This window comes from Variovorax sp. GW531-E2 (assembly GCF_059423125.1).
Genome location: NZ_JBWKXQ010000015.1, coordinates 1 through 17,823, shown reverse-complemented (window position 1 = coordinate 17,823; position 17,823 = coordinate 1). Strand labels below are relative to the sequence as shown.

Sequence of the window (17,823 nt, the reverse complement as noted above, 5' to 3'; positions counted from 1 at the left end):
AGCGACGCGGCCGAAAAGGCCGCGTCGGTTGCCTCTGCGCGTCAGGCCTTGCGGCGCTTTGCTGGCGTTTCTTCTTCCAGCGCGGCCGGCGCGGTGTCGGTGGCGTCGCGCAGCTGGCCGTGGTGATCGTGGTGCGCCAGCAGCTGGCGCGTGCGCTGCCAGGTCGACAGGCGCGCGGGCGCGACCTCGATGTACGACGCCAGCGCGAACAGCGACGACTGTTCCTTCTCCGGCGGCGTCTCGCTGCGGTGCTGGCGGCGGCGCAGCGGGCCCATGATCAGCATCGAGGCGAGGATCACGCCGATGACGATGGCGTACAGGCCCAGCAGCTGAAGCACCTCGGGCTGGGAGCGCGCACCCATCACGTAGGGCCAGGCGTACCAGATGGCGCAGAACCAGATCGCGACGGTGATCGCGGGCCGCAGCACGCGCAGCCACAGGTACATGGCCAGCGTGCGTGCCGGCGAACGGCCGTTGCCGAAGGCGTGCAGCGGGATGCGCGCGGCGTCGATGATGGGTTCGTCCACCGCGGGTTGGCCCCACGAACGGGTGCGGGGCGGCGGGGCTTCGTGCAGCGCCGGCGAAGAGAGCGGGTTCTCAGGATGCATCAGAAGAAACTCCTCGGTCAGGGCTCGTCCACACCGCGCGCTTGCCGCGACGACGCATCAGAGCGTTGGGAAGGGCGACCACCGTGGTGGCCATCGTGATCGTCCAGAACGCGATCGGGTACCAGATCGTTCCGGCGAAATAGCGCATGAGGTCGCGGTCGTAGCGACGGTCGATCCACAGGCTCAGCAGCATCTGCAGGATGCAGGTCATGGCCAGCAGCGTGCCCTGCCAGTGCGGCAGCAGCGCCGAATGCCAGGCCGACTCGTGCGGCAGGAAGGGGCGGATGAAGCTGATCAGCAGCACCAGCGCCATCGCATAGGCCCACACCACGCTCACCATGTACTCGCTGTAGATGAGCCACAGGCGCCAGCTGCGCAGGCGCAGGATGGACGGCGTGATGCGCAGCATGGTCTGGATGCCGCCGACGGCCCAGCGCAGGCGCTGCTTCCACAGGCCGCGCAGGGTCTCGGGCATGAGGATCCAGCATAGCGCGCGCGGCTCGAAGCGCAGGCGCCAGCCGGCGAGCTGGAGCTTCCAGCTCATGTCGATGTCCTCGGTGAGCACGTCGGGGCTCCAGAAGCCCACTTCGAGCACGGCGCGGCGGCGGAACATGGCCAGCACGCCCGACACCGTGAACAGCGTGCCGATGAGCTGCTGCGAGCGCTTGATGAGGCCGATGATCGACGAGAACTCGCCCACCTGCATGCGCCCCAGCAGCGTGGTGCGCGTGCGGATGCGCGGGTTGCCGGTGACGGCGCCGATGCGATCCGAGGCCAGCATGCGCTTGAGCATCCACGCAATGGCGTTGGGGTCGACCAGCGCGTCGCCGTCGATGCCCAGGATGTACTCGCCGCGCGCCAGCTGGCAGGCGGTGTTCAGGCCCACGGCCTTGCCCTGGTTGCTGGCGTTGTGGATCACGCGCAGGCGGCTGAACTCCAGCGTCATCTCGTCGAGCAGCTCGCCGGTGCCGTCGGTGCTGCCGTCGTTGACGGCGATCACCTCGTAGTTCGGGTAGCGCGTGCGCATGAGCTGCTCGATCACTTCGCGCAGGTGCGGCGCCTCGTTGAAGCAGGGCACGACCACGGTCACGAGCGGCTGCGAGGGCAGCAGCGGCAGCGGGTCGATCTCGACGTCGCGCTTGCGCTCGAACGACCACGCATGCGAAAGGCCGCCCGCGATCCACACCCACGCCATGAAGAACGGGTAGTAGAAGACGAAGCCGAAGAGCACCGGCGGAATCAGGTCCACCAGCATCTGGAGCGTGTTCATCGGGGCTTCCCTCCTTCAGGCGGCAGCGTGGCGGCGTCGTGGTTGCGCCGGGGGGCGCGCGACAGCAGCGAACGCACCGAGATCGCGCGGCGCACGGTCTCCAGCGAGGGCTGGTTGTTCAGGAAGTCGTCGGGGTAGTAGCCCAGGTGGCGCACGCCGGCGCGTTGCAGCAGGGTCCACTGGCGCGTGAGCTCGGCGTCGGCCACGGGTTTCCCGGTGCGCCAGTCGCGTGCCTGCAGCTCGAACACGGTGCGGTCCAGGCCGTGCGGCGTGGCGGCCGCGCGCTGCGCCAGACGGCCCAGCCAGGCGTCGCTGTCGGCCGGGGTGCGGGCCTCCTGCTCCATGCGCGGCATGGCCATCAGGCCGACGTAGTCGTAGGCAGCAAGCGAGGCTTCATAGTTTTGGGCAAACCATTGCTCGGCCGCGGGTTCGAGCACCGGCCGCGCGTAGAGGTTGCGCGCCGTTTCCAGCGCGGGGCGCCAGGTGCCCACGCGCGCCGCGAGTTCGTGCGTGAAGTCGATCAGGTAGCGGGTCTTGGCGGCGGTCCAGCGGGCCATGAGCGCGGGGTCGGCGCGCAGCGCGGCCACGTCGGCCGGCAGGCCCCAGCGGCGGTAGGTGTCGAGCGCGGCGGGGCTGGCGTCCTCGTCGTCCGAGAGCATGGCGTCGTCGTGGAACAGCAGGCCTTCGAAGAAGGTGTGGCGGCCCAGGTCTTCGTACAGGTCGCCGACCAGCGTGCGCACGGCCGGGTCGAAGGGCGAGAGCCGGTGGTAGCGGTCGGCCGGCGCGTCGCCCTTGAGCGTGCGCACCGTGTGCGTGGCCAGCGGGTTCGACGCCGGCAGCCGGTAGGCGGTGACGGGCATCCACGCATAGACCTTCACGCCGGTGCGGCTGCGCAACTGCCAGGCGGCGCGGGCGAACAGGTCGGCGCGCATCGGCAGGTGGCGGTTGGGAAAGTACAGCGCGTCGGCCACGCCGTCGCCGTCGGGGTCGGCATAGGCCTGCAGGAACACCGAGCGCGGGCGCACGGCGGCGACGCGCTCGATCAGCGCCGAGAGGTTGCGCTCCTGCTGGGCAGGGTCGGCGTCGTACACGTAGTCCAGGTCGACGTGCATCACGCGGTTGATCGGGCGCACCTCGCCGCCCACCGGGCTGCGCAGCATCTGCACGTAGTCGGGCGCCTCGTTGTCGTAGGCGGCCAGCGCGCGGCGGATGCGGTTGAGCGGAATCTCCTTGGTGTTCGCGCCGTCGTCGAGCGTGAAGGTGATCGGCATGCCCACGCGCGCCGAGGCTTCCAGCGCGGGCGTGTTGTAGGCGCCGTAGGGCCACACGGTGGCGCGCACCGTGGCGCCGGTGCGCTTCTCGATCAGCTCGCGGCTGCGGCGCAGGTCGGTCTCGATGCGGCGCAGGTAGGCGGCGTCGTCCTCGTAGCGGCCGGTCTTCGGGTCGTAGCGGTGCGTGGCCGCGGCGGGCAGCATGTTGCCCTGCGGGTTGGCCTGGATGCCGGTGTGCATCGCGTCGGTGTGGCTCGCGAACTCGACCAGCGGCGAGCGCGCCATCTCGGCGGCTTCGCGCCACAGCAGGAAGTTCTCGCGCGGCGCGGGCTTGTCGCCCCAGTGCACGGGCTGGCCTTCAGGCACCTCGAGCCAGCTCGTCACGAGCGCGAACAGCGCGGGGTAGTTGAAGCGCTGCAGCAGCGGGAACACGTGCGTGTAGGCGCTGCGGTAGCCGTCGTCGAAGGTCAGCAGCACGGGCTGCGACGGCAGTGGCTTGCCGCCGCTGCGCGCATCGATGATCTGCTGCAGGCTGACCGGGTGGTAGCCGCTGTGGCGCAGCCAGGCGAACACTTCGGCGAGCGTGCGCTCGTCGATGGCGGTTTCGTCGGGCGAGGTCTCGAAGCTGGCGCGCACGTTGGGGCGCACGTCGTGGAACGAGATCACGCGGAAGTCGACGCCGTTGTCGGGATCGGCGGGCAGCACCGGCGCCGCCAGTGCAGGCAACGCCGTCGCCAGCAGCAGCCCGAGCAGGGCCGCGCGCAGCCGGAGGAAGAAGGTGGGGGCTTGCATCACGGACATCACTGCAGGGGCATCGAAAGGTTCAGGAACACGCCGCGCTGTTTTTCGCGCACGCCGTCGTAGGGGTGGCTGCCGAAGGTCAGGCCGTAGCGCAGCGTGAGCTTCTGGCCCAGGGCCCAGCGGTGCTCGTAGCGCACGTTCCACAGCGGGCCGCTGCCGAAGCCGGCCTGCTGGTAGCTGCCGCCGCCGAGCTCCAGCACCTGGAAGAACTGGCGGTCGTCGCTTTTCCAGGTGAGCCACTGGCCGCGCACCGACAGTTGCGCGCTGGCGTCGCGCGAGGGGCTGAAGTAGCGCACGTCCTGCAGGCGGCTGCGGCTGGCATCGACGCCCAGCCGCGTCTCGATCTGGAAGCGCGGCGTGCTGACCCAGCGCTCGCGCCAGCCGAAGTCGAGGCCGTCGCGCAGGTTGCCGTCGCTGAAGTCGAGCCGGCGCCATTGCAGGTCGAAGCGGCGCGACTCGTTGACGACGTAGGCCGCGCTGGCGCCGAACTCGCGCGCGCCGATGGCCTGCGCGCCGAAGGGCACGGCGCGCGCCTTCCAGGGCAGCTCCTTGCTGTCGCCGTCGTAGGTGGCCGACAGGCGCCAGGCGTCGCTGGCGCGGTAGTCGACGCGGCCGGCCACGCTGTTGCGGTAGCGCCCGCTGTTCGCGTGCTGCAGCACACCTTCGGCCAGCCAGCGGCCTTGTTGCCAGCTCGCGCCGAGGCCACCGCGCGCCCACTGGGCCGTGCCTTCGGAGGTGTAGCCGCGGCCCAGCGTCTGCGCGTAGAACACGCGCCACGCATCGCCGATGAGGCCGGAGCTGAGCCGGCTGTCGACGCGCCATTCGCGGCTGGCCAGCGTGCCGCCGCCGCGCGAACCTTCGGCATCGACCTCGAGCTGCGGGCCGACCAGCGAGCGGCGCTTGCGCGTCATCTCGCGCACTTCGGCGGCGTCGGGTGCGTCGGCCTCGAGCGACTCGGCACGGATGCGGGCCGCGCGGAATTCGTCGGCGTCGAGCAGCGCTTCGACATGGCCGGTGCGCACGCTCAGGTCGTCGGGGTGGTCGGCGCTCAGCGCCTCGAAGCGCGCCACGGCCGCCTCGGGGTGCTCGCGCAGCCGCTCGGTGAGCGCGGCGCCGTAGGCGTAGCCCGCGTTGAGCGGGGCTTCCTGCGTGAGCGTGTTGAAGCGCGGCTGCGCGATCTTCGGGCGGTCGCCGTACAGCTGCAGCAGCGCACCCAGGCCGCTGACCTCGGAGAACTGGTCGTTGGGGCGACCGGCTTCCGGTGCCAGCCGCATCAGCACGGGCGTGGCGCTTTCGATGCGCTGGAGCAGCGCCTCGGCCTCGTCGAAGCGGCCGGTGTCCAGGTAGGCGTAGACCAGGCCGAAATGCAGGCTGTCGGGCATCGGCAGGTCGACGACCGCTTTCTCGAACAGCGGCACGGCATCGACCGAGCGGCGCTCCTGCGCCAGCGCGCGGGCGGCGGTGCCGAGCGCGTAGGGCGGCAGCGCGGTGCCGTCGGCACGCAGGCTGTCGTACAGCGCGATGGTGTCGGCGGGGCGGCCGCGCTCCAGCAGCGCCATCATGCGATCCGACTGCAGCCGCGTGCGCAGCGTGCGCCAGGTGTCGGCGTCCTGCGGGGCGGGCTGCGCGAGTGCGGCGTCGATCCGGGCCAGCGCGGCATTCTGGGCGGCCAGCACCTTGTCGAGGTCGGTGACGCGCGCCGCGCCCAGGCGCTGGTCGCGCGCCTTCACGGCCCAGCGCAGTTGCTGCGCCAGCGCCTGCTGTTCGAGCAGCGCGAGCGTCAGTGGCGCGAGGCTGCCGGGCTGCTTGCGTTCGACCGCCTGCGCGTCCTCGAATGCAGCGGTGGCACCGCCGTACTCGGCCAGCAGGAAGTCGGCGTCGCGCTGCGCATCGCGGCGCGTGGGTTGCAGCGCGGTGATCTCGCCGTAGGCCGTGAGCGCCTGGAACGGCTGGCCCTGGGCGCGCGCCAGCGCGGCGCGCAGGTCGAGCAGCGCGACGCGGTCGGCGACCTCGGTGGGCGCGGGCTGTGCGAGTGCGCGGTAGAGGGTTTGCGCGCCCGCCGTGTCGCCGCTGGCCAGTCGCCAGAAGGCTTCGTGGATGCGCGGTTCGCGGGCCGCCGGCTGGCGCGCGCGCCAGACCTTGACGGTGTCGCCTTGCAAGGCGATGTCGCCCGTGCGCCGCGCGGCACCGGCCAGCGGGCCGAGCGCGTAATCGCCCAGCTCGCCCGGCGGCACCTGGCGGCCCACGGCTACCGCGTCGGCGAACTGGCCCTCGGCCACCGCGATCGCGATGGCGTCGGATGCCACGCGCCGGCGCTGCTCATCGGCCAGGGGCGCCGCCAGCCATTGACGCAGCTGCTGCAGGGCTTGGGCCGGCGTGATGCGACCGGCACGGCGCGCGACGATGAGGCCGTCGTGCTGCGAGGCGTCATACGCCAGCGCGCTGCCCAGGGGGGCGGCCGGCGAGGGCGCGACAGTGGATTCCGCGTACGCGGTGCTGCTTCCGAAGACCAGCACGCACACGATCGGCGGCAAACCCCGCACGGCTCGTGCGAGATGGTGAGGCAATGCCTTGAAGGGCGCGACTTTGCGCCCGGCAACGACGGTGCCTCCATTTTTTTGTGGATGGATGGACACGCTACTCCCTTTTGCGTGAACTCTCCTGGGCCGTGACAAGCCGTGGCGGAAAGTTCGTGAAAAGGGACTCTAGGCCAATTTGTAAACAATAGGACCGAACATCGGGAAAGATGAGAACTAATCGTGAACAGATTCGCGATCAATTCATCCGATGTTGGCAAGTTGTATGCAAGTGTTGCCCTGTGCGCCGCCATCCGCCGCCCATGGCCCCGTCCTAAGATCGCGGCATGAACGCACTTCCGGTCTCTTCGCCCCGTTGGCCCCGTTTCTGGTCCCAGTTGACGACGCGCGACTTCGCCGCGCTCGACGCGGCGACCACGGTGGCGGTGCTGCCGCTGGGCGCGACCGAGCAGCACGGCCCGCACCTGCCGCTGGGCGTGGACACCGTGCTGGCCGACGGCATCGTGGCCGCCGCGCTGCCGCTGCTGCCGCCGGAACTGCCGGCGCTGTTCCTGCCCACCCAGCAGATCGGCCTGAGCCCCGAGCACGCGCGCTTCGCGGGCACGCTCACCTTCTCGGCCGAGACGCTGATCCGCATGTGGAACGAGATCGGCGCGGGCGTGGCGCGCGCCGGCGTGAAGAAGCTGGTGCTGTTCAACGCCCACGGCGGCCATGTGGGCGCGATGGACATCGTGGCGCGCGAACTGCGCGCCGCGCACGGCCTGATCGTCTACAGCGTGAGCTGGTTCAATCTGCCGCTGGGCGATGCGAACGCGCAGTTCAGTGCCCGGGAGCACCGCTTCGGCGTGCACGCGGGCGAGGTCGAGACCTCGATGATGCTGGCGCTGACGCCCGCGCTGGTGCGCATGGGCGAGGCGAAGGATTTCAGCTCCACCTCGGAGCAGCGCGCGGCCGACTGCGCGATCCTCGGCAACGGCAAGAGCGCCAAGCTCGGCTGGGCCATGGAGGACTACAACGCGCAGGGGGCGGCGGGCAATGCCGCAGCGGCCACGGCCGCGAAGGGGCAGGCGGTGATCGATGCGGCCGCGCAGCAGTTGGCCCTGTTGCTGGCCGAGGTGTCCCAGCTGCCGCTGAGCACGGCGAACACAGGGCCGCTGCCGTAAGGGCGTAGTTCAGGGCGACGCTCCCGCCGACGCGGTACCTTGCTCCGCGAATGTCCTCCGGCCTTCGGCCTCCCCCTTGATTTCGCTGCGCAAGGCACCGCATCGACGTGAGCGTTGGGCAGTGCAGTGGTTGATCGGCCGCGAACCGGCAGCGTGCCCTGTGCCCAGGACACTGGGTGCTTCCCGCAGCGAAATCAAGGAGGAGGGCGAAGCCCGGGGGACATTCGCGGAGGGAAGTACCCGGTGGCCTGGGTACGTGCCCTGAACAGCAGCGCCTGGTTCAGGAAGCGCTGCGCCCCAGCACCCCGGCGAACATGTCCGCGTCGACATTGCCGCCGCTCAGTGCAACGCCCACCGTCTGCCCGCGCCAGCGTTCCTTCTGCTGAAGCGCGCCCGCCAGCGCGGCAGCCCCCGCGCCTTCGGCCACGTTGTGCGTGTCGCTGAAGAGCACGCGCATCGCTTCGGCCACCTCGTCGTCGGTGACGGTGATCACGTCGTCGGCTTCGCGCAGGATCACCTCCAGCGACTCCGGCACCGGCGTGCGGCAGGCCATGCCGTCGGCCAGCCGCGTGGTGGCGGGCGACTCGACCGCACGGCGCGCGCGAAACGAATCGCGGTAGGCCGTGGCATGCGCCGACACCACGCCGATGAGCTTCGTCGACACGCCGCAATGCGCGCGCGCCGCCGCTGCACCGGCAAAGCCGGAGCCCAGGCCGATGGGCACGAACAGCACGTCGGGCGGTGAAGCTTTCAATGCACTGAAGAACTCGACGTACGCGGTCGACACGCCGCGCACCAGCTCGCGATGGAACGAGGGCACGCGGTGCAGCGCGTCGCGTTCGGCCAGCACCGCGGCGTGTTCGGCGGCCGCTTGAAAGTCGTCGCCATGCTCGACCAGCGTCACGCCGAGCGCGCGCATCGCCGCGTTCTTCTCGCGCGAATTGCCGTGCGGCACCACGATGGTCGCGGCCAGCCCGTGGCGCTGCGAGGCGAAGCCGACCGACTGGCCGTGGTTGCCGCGCGTGGCGCTGATCACGTGGCGCACGGCGGGCTGCTCGCGCGCGAGGGTCTCGAAGTAGGTCAGGCCGCCGCGGATCTTGAAGGCGCCGACCGGCGTGTGGTTCTCGTGCTTGGCCCAGACCGTGGCGCCCAGGCGCTGCGACAGCTGCGGCCAGGTGTACTGGGGCGTGGGCGGCATGGCCGCATGCACGGTGCGCTGCGCGGCTTCGATCTCTTCGCGGGTGAATCGCATCGACGTCCTTCGGGTTGCTTACTTGCGTTCGGTGAGCGCCACGCGCACGGCCAGCGCGGCCAGCACGCTGCCCATGATGTAGCGCTGCGCGCGCAGCCAGCCCGCGCTTTGCGACAGCACGGCCGTGATGCTCGCGGCGCCGACGATCATCACGGTGTTGACCAGCGCGCTGCTCGCCATCTGCGCCATGCCCAGCTGCAGGCTCTGCAGCAGCACCGAGCCGCGCTCGGGATGGATGAACTGCGGGAAGAACGACAGGTAGAACATCGCCACCTTCGGGTTCAGCAGGTTCGTGAGAAAGCCCATGCGAAACAGCTTGGCTGGCGGATCGGCCGGCAGCGCGCGGGCCTCGAAGGGCGCGTTGCCGCCGGGCTTGACCGCCTGCCACGCGAGCCACATCAGGTAGGCCGCACCGGCGAAACGGATCGCGTCGAACGCGACCGGCACCGCCAGCAGCAGCGCCGTGAGGCCCAGCGCCGCGGCAAACAGGTGCACCAAAAAGGCCATCAGCACGCCGCCCAGCGAGATGAGCCCCGCGCGGCGGCCCTGGATCAGCGTGCGCGACACGCAATAGATCATGTTCGGCCCCGGCGTGAGCGCCAGCAGCAGCGAAGCGAGGGCGAACCAGGCGATTTCGGTCAGGGTGAGCATGGGGTCAGAGTCCTTGCGATTCGAGGGTGACGGGGCCGCGCGGCGTGTCGAGCACGGCGACGAGGTTGGGCGGGCCGGCATCGACCGGCAGGCCGCCCATGCCGATGGCCGTGAGCGCGGCCGACAGTGCCGGCGCGCGCGGATGCGCCACGCGCAGCGAACGCAGCGCCAGGCCCGAGGCGGGCATGGCGTCGGTCGGGTGCACGGCGCCCCACTGGATCAGCGTGGGCAGCGCGCCGTAGAACAGGCGCTGGCCGTCGTCGCGCACCGTGATCTGCCACTCGAGCCGGCCGGCCGGCGTGTCGCGCGAGGCTTCGAGCAGGTGGCCGCGGTCGATGTGCGCATGCTCCTCGCGCGCGAGCGCCTGCGTGGCGGCGTGCGCGTCGGGCACGCGCGCCACGAAGTGGATCAGGTGCGGGCCGCGCTGCGCGAGCGCGGCCTGCAGCGCGGCGTCGTCCAGGTCGAACCAGCGGCGCGTCTTCGGCCGCGACGGCGCCTTGCCGGGCTCGATCGCGATGATCTCGGCATAGGCGCGCGGGAACGCGGCGCTCGCGATGTTCAGCAGCCGGTTGTGCGTGCCCATCAGCGGGTGCACGCCGCCCGGCGCGGGCGTGACGCCGAGCGTGGCCTCGCACCACGCCACGCCCTCGGCCAGCGAGGCGGCGGCGATCACCAGGTGGTCGATTTCGGCGGGGGCCATGGCGTGCCTTTGTTCAGAGGGTGACGTGGCCGTCGACGCAGGTCACGGCATCGCTGCCGACCCAGATCGTGCCGTCGCTGTCGCGCTCGATGTGCACGCGGCCCGCGCGGCCCAGGCACTGGCCTTGCGCGGCCAGGTAGCGCTCGGGCATGTGGCCGTCGGCGATCAGCCATTCGGCCAGGCTGGCGTTGAGGCTGCCGGTGACCGGGTCTTCCTGCACGCCGATGGGCTCGGCGAAGGCGCGCACCTCGAGGTCGATCTTGGCGCCGTCGTCGTTCGGCGTGGCGGGGCGGTTGCCGAAGGCGCGCGCCTCGCGGTTCGAGCGGCCGATGAGCAGCGAGGTGTCGTGCGCCGAGGGCACGCCGGCCACGCCGGCCTTCACGCCCAGTTCCTTCAGCGCGCGGTGGTCGGGCTGCAGCGCCAGCACGGCGTCGGCGTCGTTCAGCAGCAGGCCGAACCACACCGGGCCGTTGTCGAGCACCTGCGCCGCGATGACCTGCTGCGCCTTCAGGCCCAGCGCGCCGGCCACCTTGGCCAGCAGCGCGGGGCTCGGGGCGCTGCGCTTGAGCGGCGGCGCGGCAAAGGCCAGGCGCTCGCCGTCACGCCGCAGCGGCACGAGGCCGGCGCCGCACTGCTGCACCACGCGGCCCGCCACCTTGGGCTTGCCGCCGGCCTGCAGCCAGGCATGGCAGCTGCCGATGGTCGGGTGGCCGGCAAAGGGCAGCTCGCCGCCGGGCGTGAAGATGCGCACGCGGTAGTCGGCGCCCGGGTCGGTCGGCGGCAGCAGGAAGGTGGTCTCCGACAGGTTGGTCCACTGCGCAAAGCGCTGCATGGCGGCGTCGTCCAGGTCCTGGCCGTCGATCACCACCGCGAGCGGGTTGCCGTAGTAGGCGGTGGCGGTGAAGACGTCGACTTGCTTGAAGGGGCGGGATTTCATCGGATTCAAACGGTTCGGATCAGCGGGCAATGTCAGTCGAGGGGACACCGTGGAACCGGCTTTGCCGGGCCACTGGTGTCGCCCCCTGGAAGGGGGTTGGCGAAGCGACACGAAGTGCGCGTAGCCTGGGGGTCATTCCAAAGTCAGGTCGAGCACGCCGCGCGTGCCCGGGCGGGAAAGCAGGTCGGCGTACCAGCGCTCGACGTTGGGCCAGACGGGCCGGCGGTACTCGGCGCCGGGCAGGCCGAACCAGCGGTGCGCTTCGCAGCCGATCGGGATGTCGGCCATGGTGAAGCGCTCGCCGGCCATGTAGGGGCGCTGCGCGAGGTGCGCATCGAGCATGGCGAACAGCGCCTCGCTCTCGCGCACCGACGCGGCGATCAGCGCGGGCTGGCGCTCCGAGGGCGCCGTGCGCACCCATTGCACGAAGGCGTCGCGGCTGGCGCGGTTGAGCGTGGTCTGCTGCCAGTCCATCCAGCGCTCGGCGTCGAAGCGCGCGGGCAGCTCGCTCGGGTAGAGCGTGCCGTGCGAGTAGCGGGCGCACAGGTAGCGCACGATGACGTTCGACTCCCACAGCGTGACGCGCTCGGCGCCTTCGCCGTCGTCGATGGTGGGCACCATGGCGTTCGGGTTGAGCGCGCGGTATTCGGGCGTCTGCACCACGCCGAATTTGCCGCCGGCCTCGGTGCGCTGGAAGTCGAGCCCGAGCTCCTGCGCGCACCACACGACCTTGCGCACGTTGATCGAACTGATGCGGCCCCAGATGTTGAGCATGGTGTTCAGTGTCTTTGTGCGGAGAGGGCGTCGGCCGTGGCCGATGGCCGCGTCTGCAGATACGGTTCGATGTTGCGCATCGCGCGCGCCACGTAGTCGTCTTTCTCGCCGACCGGCGCGACGTAATGCAGCGCGCTCTTCGCGGCCTCCAGGCCTTCGGTGCGCGCGATGAGCCAGGCCGCGAGGTAGGGCGCCGAGAAGCAGCCGCCCGCGGTGGCCACGTTGCCCTGCGCGAAGAAGGGCTGGTTGAGCACCTCGACGCCGGCTTCCTGCACCCAGGGCTTGGTCGTGAGGTCGGTGCAGGCGGGCACGGTGCCCAGCAGGCCGAGCTTGGCCAGCAGCAGCGTGCCCGAGCACTGCGCGCCGATGAGCTGGCGCGACGGGTCGAGCCCGCGCAGCACGCCCATCAGGCCCGCGTCGGCGGCGATCTCGCGCGTGCGGATGCCGCTGCCGACGATCACCGCACCCGCCTCGCAAGCCGATTCGAGCGTCGCAGTGGCATGCACCGTGACGCCGTTCATCGAGGTCACGGTGGCGCTGGGCGAGGCCAGCGTCACGCGCCAGCCCGGCTTCTTCACGCGGTTGAGCACGCCGAGCGCGACCAGCGAGTCGAGCTCGTTGAAGCCGTCGAAGGTGAGGATCGCGATGTGCATCGTCGTCGGCCTTGTCAGGCGTGGGCGGGGGCCAGCAGCGCCAGCTCTTCGCGCAGCGTGACGGCGAGCGCGGCGATGGCGGTGTCGATCTCTTCGACGCTGGCGGTCACGAACGACAGGCGCAGCGTGCGCGGATCGCCTTCGCCGGCGTAGAACGGCGCGCCGGGCACGAAGGCCACGTTGCGCTCCACGGCCTTGGGCAGCAGGGTCACGGTGTCGATGCCCTCGGGCAGGCGTGCCCACAGGAACATGCCGCCCTTGGGGGCGTTGAACTTCACGTCGAGGCCGGCCATCTCGCGGTGCAGCGCGGCGATCATGGCGTCGCGCTGGCGCTTGTACAGCGCGCGGATGGTGGGCACGTGGCGGTCCAGGAAGCCGTCCTTCATCACGGCCGAGACCATGCGCTGCGTGAAGATCGGCGTGTGCAGGTCGACCGCCTGCTTGGCCTGCAGCAGCTTGGGGAAGATGGCCTTCGGCGCCACCAGGAAGCCCAGGCGCAGGCCCGGGGCCAGCACCTTGGAGAACGAGCCCAGGTAGATCACGCCCTCGGGGTTGCGCGCGGCCAGCGGCAGCGGCGGGGCTTCGTCGAACCAGAGCTCTCCGTAGGGGTTGTCCTCGACGATCGGCAGGTTCGCGGCGGCTGCGGCAGCGGAGACCGCGGCGCGGCGCGCCTCGGTCATGGTGCGGCCGGTGGGGTTCTGAAAGTTGGGCAGCAGGTAGACGAAGCGCGCGTCGGCCGCCTTGTTCACGAGGTCGTCGACGATCACGCCGTCGTCGTCGCTGGCCACGCCCACGGGGTGCGGCTCCATCGGGCCGAAGGCCTGCAGCGCGCCCAGGTAGGTGGGCGTCTCGACCAGCACCTTGCTGCCCGGGTCGATCAGCACCTTGGCCACGAGATCGAGGCCCTGCTGCGAGCCGGTGGTGATGAGCACCTGCGAGGCGTCGACGTCCCAGGGCAGCATGTCGGCCACGGCCTGGCGCAGCGGCGCGTAGCCTTCGCTGGCGGCGTACTGCAGCGCGGCCTGGCCGTCGTTGTGCAGCACTTCGGCGCAGGCGTCGGCGAATTCCTGGATCGGGAAGGTCTTGGGCGAAGGCAGGCCGCCGGCCAGGCTGATGATGCCGGGGCGCTCGGTGACCTTGAGGATTTCACGCAGCACCGAAGGATTCATCTTGGCGGCGCGGGCGGCGAGTTTCCAGTTCATGGGAGGCTTTCTTCTTTCTGGCGAATGAGATGTGAGTCTGAGTGTGGGGTCAGGGCGGCGGGATGTCGCCACGGTGCACGACATGGATTTTGTTGCCGTCCGGGTCGCGCAGGTAGGCGCCGTAATAGCCCTGCCCGTAACGGGGGCGGGGCCCGGGCGCGCCTTCGTCGCGGCCACCGTGGCGCAGGGCCGCCTCGTGGGCGGCATGAACGGCCTGCGGCGAGGGCGCGCAGAACGCGACCATGCTGCCGTTGCCGGCGCTGGCGGGTTCGCCGTCCAGCGGGATGTACACGTAAAAGCGCGGCAGCGTCTGGCCCGGCGCGATCCAGCAAGCGGCGTCGGGGCCGCCGTCGGGCGTCACGGGACGGCGGATGAGGCCGAGCGGCGTCAGCACCGCGTCGTAGAAGGCGGCGGCGCGCGGCAGGTCGGTGCAACCGACGGTGACATGGCTGAACAGTGTCATGGTGGTCAGCTCCTGGCCTGCGGCTCGGCGCCGCGTGGAACGGCAGGCGCCGCCGGTTGCGACAGCCGCTTGCCCGCGACCACCGTGGCGACCACGGCGGCGGCGAAGCCCAGCGTCACCAGGTCGAGCGGTTCGCCCAGCAGCGGGATCGACGCGAGGATCGACAGGAAGGGCTGCAGCAGCTGCGTCTGGCTCACGCGCAGCGCGCCGCCCAGGGCCAGGCCGCGGTACCACGCGAAGAAGCCGATCCACATCGAGAACATGCCCACGTAGGTGAAGCCGACCCAGGCCGAGGCGGCCACGGGCTGCTGCGGCCACAGGGCGATGGTGGCGGGCAGCGTCACGGGCAGCGCCATCACGCAGACCCAGCAGATCACGCGCTCGGCGCCCAGCGACGGCGTGACCTGCGCGCCGTAGATGTAGCCGACCGAGGCCGCGACGACCGCGCCGACCAGCAGCAGGTCGGCCCATTCGAAACCGAAGCCGTGGCCGCTCTGCTGCGCGCGCAGCACCGAGAACACCACCACCAGCAGGCTGCCCGCGATGGCGCAGAGCCAGAAGCCCAGCCGCGCGCGCTGGTGCAGCACCCAGGCCGCGACCGCGGCCGTGACCAGCGGCAGCAGCGCCGTCACCACCGCCGCATGGCTGGCCGTGACCACGCGCAGCGCAAAGGCCAGCAGCAGCGGAAAGCCGATGCAGTTGCCCAGCACCGCCATGCCCAGCGACTTCCACTGGTGCGCCGCCGGACGCGGCGAGCGCGTGACCAGCAAAAAGACGGCCGACAGAACGCCCGCCAGCGCCGCGCGCCCGAGCGTGACGAACCACGGCGACAGCTGCGGCGCCTCTTGCGTGCCCGTGGCCAGCCGCGTCATCGGCAGCGTGATGGCGAACAGCGCCACGCCGACCACCCCGAGCCACATGCCCAGCGTTTCGTCCTTGATGGCGAGCTTCATACGCCCACCATCCACCAGGCCGTCAAGACCAGGATCAGGCCCATCGCGCGGTTGAACCACAGCAGGCGCCGGCCCTTGGACAGCCACTCGCGCAGCAGCGCGCCGACCAGCGCATAGGCGAAGTTGCTGGTGAAGGCGTAGGTCAGCATCACGGGCGCGACGATGGCGAAGCGCGCGAGCGCGTCGGGCTGGCCGGCGATCCAGCCCGCCACCAGCGTGAGCGCCAGCAGCCAGGCCTTGATGTTCACGAACTGCAGCATCACGCCCTGCCCGAAGCCGACCGAGAGGCGGGCGCTGTCGGCCTTGCCGAGCTGGGCGCTGCCGCTGAGCTTGTAGGCCAGCCACAGCAGGTAGGCGATGCCCAGGCCCTTGATCGCCAGGCGCAGCGGCGGCATGGCCACCACCAGCGCGCCGAGGCCGGCCGCGCAGATGGCGAGCAGCAAGGTCCAGCCCACCGGCACCGCGACCACGAAACGCATGGCGCGCGGCAGGCCGCCGTTGGCCGCCAGGGCGGTGGAGAGCGTGGTGTTGGGGCCTGGCGAGAAACTCATCGCCGTGGCCAGCACCAGCAGCGCGGTGAATTCTTGCCAGTTCATGTCACAGACTCTAAACTTTGGACCATTACAGTTCCAGTACAGATGATCGAACAAATCTGAAATCTGTATTGGTCATTCCTTCGACACACGCCGCCCTTTTCTCGCTCTCTGTGCGATGCAGCCCGATCCGATGCTGACCCGAACCTCCACCCAGTCCCTGACCGGGCAGCTGGCCGATCGCCTCGCCGAGCGCATCCGCAACCGGCTGCTGGCCCCCGGCGCACGCCTGCCCTCGGTGCGCGAGTGCGCGCGCCAGCAGGGCGTGAGCCCGTACACCGTGGTCGCCGCCTACGACCAACTGCTCGCGCAGGGCCTCGTCGAGGCGCGCCGCCAGCGCGGCTTCTACGTGCGCGACGCCGCGCCGGCGTCCGAGAGTTCGCGCAACCCGGCGCATGCCGTGCCCGTGGTGCCGCCGATGATGGCCTCGCGCGTGCCGGCCGACGCCAGCTCGCTGATCCGCAGCATGTTCCACCGTCCGAGCGACAAGCCGCAGCCGGGCATGGGCGTGTTCCCGCCCGACTGGATGGCCTCGACCTTCCTGGCGACCGCGGTGCGCCGCGTGACCACCACGTCGGCGCTGCAGGAACTGTCGCTGCAATACGGCGAGCCTTCGGGCGATCTCGCGCTGCGCCGCAGCCTGTCGCAGAAGCTGGTGCGCATCAACGTGCCGGCCGGGCCCGACCAGATCGTGACCACCATCGGCGCCACGCACGCGCTGGACATCGTGAGCCGCACGCTGCTGCGCGCGGGCGATCCGGTGATGGTCGAGGAGCCCGGCTGGGCGCTGGAGTTCGCGCGGCTCGAAGCGCTCGGCATGCGCATCCTGCCCGTGCCACGCCGTGCCGACGGGCCCGACCTCGACGTGATGGCGCAGTACTGCAAGCTGCACAGCCCCAAGCTCTTCGTCAGCGTGAGCGTGCTGCACAACCCGACCGGCTACAGCCTCACGCCGGGCAGCGCGCACCGCGTGCTCAAGCTGGCCAACGAACACGACTTCCACATCGTCGAGGACGACACCTACAGCCACCTCGCGCCCGAGCACGCCACGCGGCTCAGTGCGCTCGACGGGCTGCAGCGCACCATCTACGTCAGCGGCTTCGCGAAGATCCTGGCGCCCAACTGGCGCATCGGCTTCCTGGCCGCCTCGCCCGCGCTGAAAGAGCGGCTTCTGGAGACCAAGCTGCTGGCCACGCTGACCTCGCCCACGCTGTTCGAGCGGGCGCTGTCGTGGTGCATCGACCAGGGCCAGCTGCGCCGCCATTCGGAGCGCGTGCGCATCCGCCTGGACGGCGCGCGCGGCCGCGCGGTGAAGCTGGCCATGTCGCACGGCTGCACCTTCGCCTCGGAGCCGGCCGGGCTGTTCGGCTGGGTCGACACGGGCGTGGACACCGACGCGCTCACGCAACGCATGCTCGACCAGGGCTACCTGCTGGCGCCGGGCTCGCTGTTCCATGCGCGCCGCCCGCCGAGCACGATGATGCGGATCAACTTCGCGACCTCGCAGGACGCGAATTTCTGGAAGGTTTTCAGCCGGGTCAGGGACGAGCTCTGATTCGCTTGCAAAGGGCTTGGAGTAAGCTGGCAGCACAAGAAAACCCAGCCAGGAGACCTCCCGCATGAGCAACGCCAGCAAACCCTTCAACTTCAGCCAGTTCGTCCCCGGATTCGACTTCCTGAAGAACCTCGCCGGCGGTGCCGCCGCGGGCTCCGGTTCGGTGCCCGGCATCCCCAGCCTGGCGAGTTGGGTCGCGCCCACCATGAGCGTCGAAGAGGTCGACAAGCGCATCCAGGAACTCAAGACCGTCCAGTACTGGCTCGAACAGAACGGCCACGCGCTCAAGGCGACCATCCAGGCGCTCGAGGTGCAGAAGATGACGCTGTCGACCCTGCGCGGCATGAACGTGCGGATGGAAGACATCGCCAGCGCGTTCACCAAGCAGGCCGCGGCGATGGCGCCGGCGCCTGCACCGGCTCCCGCCCCGGCCCCCGCAC

The 17,823-nt window shown here is 70.7% G+C and carries 17 protein-coding genes; 3 read left to right on the top strand and 14 right to left on the bottom strand.

All coding sequences use genetic code 11. The annotated features are described in order from the left end of the window. Positions 1-41: 41 nt before the first annotated feature. The 4 genes from AC07XP_RS11685 to pgaA are packed head-to-tail and all read right to left on the bottom strand — an operon-like array spanning position 42 to position 6,493. Complete coding sequence (locus AC07XP_RS11685) at positions 42-608, bottom strand: PgaD family protein (RefSeq protein ID WP_159273740.1); 567 nt, start codon at positions 606-608, stop codon at positions 42-44. After that, positions 598-1,878 (bottom strand): poly-beta-1,6-N-acetyl-D-glucosamine synthase, encoded by a 1,281-nt coding sequence (gene pgaC, locus AC07XP_RS11680; protein WP_492731640.1) that lies wholly within the window; start codon positions 1,876-1,878, stop codon positions 598-600. The genes AC07XP_RS11685 and pgaC overlap by 11 nt, the downstream gene beginning before the upstream one ends. After that, positions 1,875-3,941, bottom strand: coding sequence for a poly-beta-1,6-N-acetyl-D-glucosamine N-deacetylase PgaB (gene pgaB / locus AC07XP_RS11675; protein ID WP_495264751.1), 2,067 nt, complete (start codon positions 3,939-3,941; stop codon positions 1,875-1,877). Before pgaB ends, pgaC begins: the two co-directional genes overlap by 4 nt. A gap of 8 nt (positions 3,942-3,949) precedes the next feature. After that, positions 3,950-6,493 carry a poly-beta-1,6 N-acetyl-D-glucosamine export porin PgaA gene (gene pgaA / locus AC07XP_RS11670; protein WP_495264750.1) on the bottom strand — a complete coding sequence of 848 codons (2,544 nt, stop codon included), beginning with the start codon at positions 6,491-6,493 and terminating at the stop codon, positions 3,950-3,952. Between the two features lie 320 nt (positions 6,494-6,813). Here pgaA and AC07XP_RS11665 point away from each other — a divergent pair, with 320 nt between their 5' ends. Then, on the top strand, positions 6,814-7,650 hold the full coding sequence (locus AC07XP_RS11665) for a creatininase family protein (RefSeq protein WP_095743493.1): 837 nt from the start codon (positions 6,814-6,816) through the stop codon (positions 7,648-7,650). A 280-nt stretch (positions 7,651-7,930) separates the two neighbouring features. Here AC07XP_RS11665 and AC07XP_RS11660 read toward each other — a convergent pair whose 3' ends face one another. From AC07XP_RS11660 to AC07XP_RS11615, 10 genes are all read right to left on the bottom strand, one after another. Next, on the bottom strand, positions 7,931-8,902 hold the full coding sequence (locus AC07XP_RS11660) for a threonine dehydratase (protein ID WP_495264749.1): 972 nt from the start codon (positions 8,900-8,902) through the stop codon (positions 7,931-7,933). An 18-nt stretch (positions 8,903-8,920) separates the two neighbouring features. Next, positions 8,921-9,553: a LysE family translocator gene (locus tag AC07XP_RS11655; protein ID WP_062480600.1), complete on the bottom strand. Its 633-nt coding sequence runs from the start codon at positions 9,551-9,553 to the stop codon at positions 8,921-8,923. 4 nt (positions 9,554-9,557) lie between these two features. Beyond that, on the bottom strand, positions 9,558-10,253 hold the full coding sequence (locus tag AC07XP_RS11650) for a VOC family protein (RefSeq protein WP_495264748.1): 696 nt from the start codon (positions 10,251-10,253) through the stop codon (positions 9,558-9,560). A 13-nt stretch (positions 10,254-10,266) separates the two neighbouring features. After that, positions 10,267-11,190, bottom strand: a complete 924-nt coding sequence (locus AC07XP_RS11645) for a PhzF family phenazine biosynthesis protein (RefSeq protein WP_495264747.1) — start codon at positions 11,188-11,190, stop codon at positions 10,267-10,269. A 132-nt stretch (positions 11,191-11,322) separates the two neighbouring features. Next, entirely contained in the window at positions 11,323-11,964 is a 642-nt protein-coding gene (locus tag AC07XP_RS11640) for a glutathione S-transferase family protein (protein ID WP_495264746.1), read from the bottom strand. Positions 11,965-11,969: 5 nt separating this feature from the next. After that, positions 11,970-12,617 carry a DJ-1/PfpI family protein gene (locus AC07XP_RS11635; protein ID WP_495264745.1) on the bottom strand — a complete coding sequence of 216 codons (648 nt, stop codon included), beginning with the start codon at positions 12,615-12,617 and terminating at the stop codon, positions 11,970-11,972. Between the two features lie 14 nt (positions 12,618-12,631). Beyond that, a complete protein-coding gene (locus AC07XP_RS11630; RefSeq protein WP_495264744.1) occupies positions 12,632-13,819 on the bottom strand; it encodes an aminotransferase-like domain-containing protein in 1,188 nt (395 codons plus the stop codon). A 49-nt stretch (positions 13,820-13,868) separates the two neighbouring features. Continuing rightward, entirely contained in the window at positions 13,869-14,276 is a 408-nt protein-coding gene (locus tag AC07XP_RS11625) for a VOC family protein (RefSeq protein WP_307583333.1), read from the bottom strand. A gap of 11 nt (positions 14,277-14,287) precedes the next feature. Next, positions 14,288-15,235 (bottom strand): DMT family transporter, encoded by a 948-nt coding sequence (locus tag AC07XP_RS11620; protein ID WP_495264743.1) that lies wholly within the window; start codon positions 15,233-15,235, stop codon positions 14,288-14,290. After that, the gene (locus AC07XP_RS11615) at positions 15,232-15,831 is read right to left on the bottom strand and encodes a LysE family translocator (protein WP_495264742.1); all 600 of its coding nucleotides are present in this window, start codon (positions 15,829-15,831) and stop codon (positions 15,232-15,234) included. Before AC07XP_RS11615 ends, AC07XP_RS11620 begins: the two co-directional genes overlap by 4 nt. A gap of 130 nt (positions 15,832-15,961) precedes the next feature. Here AC07XP_RS11615 and AC07XP_RS11610 point away from each other — a divergent pair, with 130 nt between their 5' ends. Both AC07XP_RS11610 and AC07XP_RS11605 read left to right on the top strand, forming a co-directional pair. Continuing rightward, positions 15,962-17,383 carry an aminotransferase-like domain-containing protein gene (locus AC07XP_RS11610; protein WP_159273750.1) on the top strand — a complete coding sequence of 474 codons (1,422 nt, stop codon included), beginning with the start codon at positions 15,962-15,964 and terminating at the stop codon, positions 17,381-17,383. A 64-nt stretch (positions 17,384-17,447) separates the two neighbouring features. After that, positions 17,448-17,823: PhaM family polyhydroxyalkanoate granule multifunctional regulatory protein (locus AC07XP_RS11605; protein ID WP_495264741.1), on the top strand; the 376-nt coding region annotated here is incomplete at its 3' end.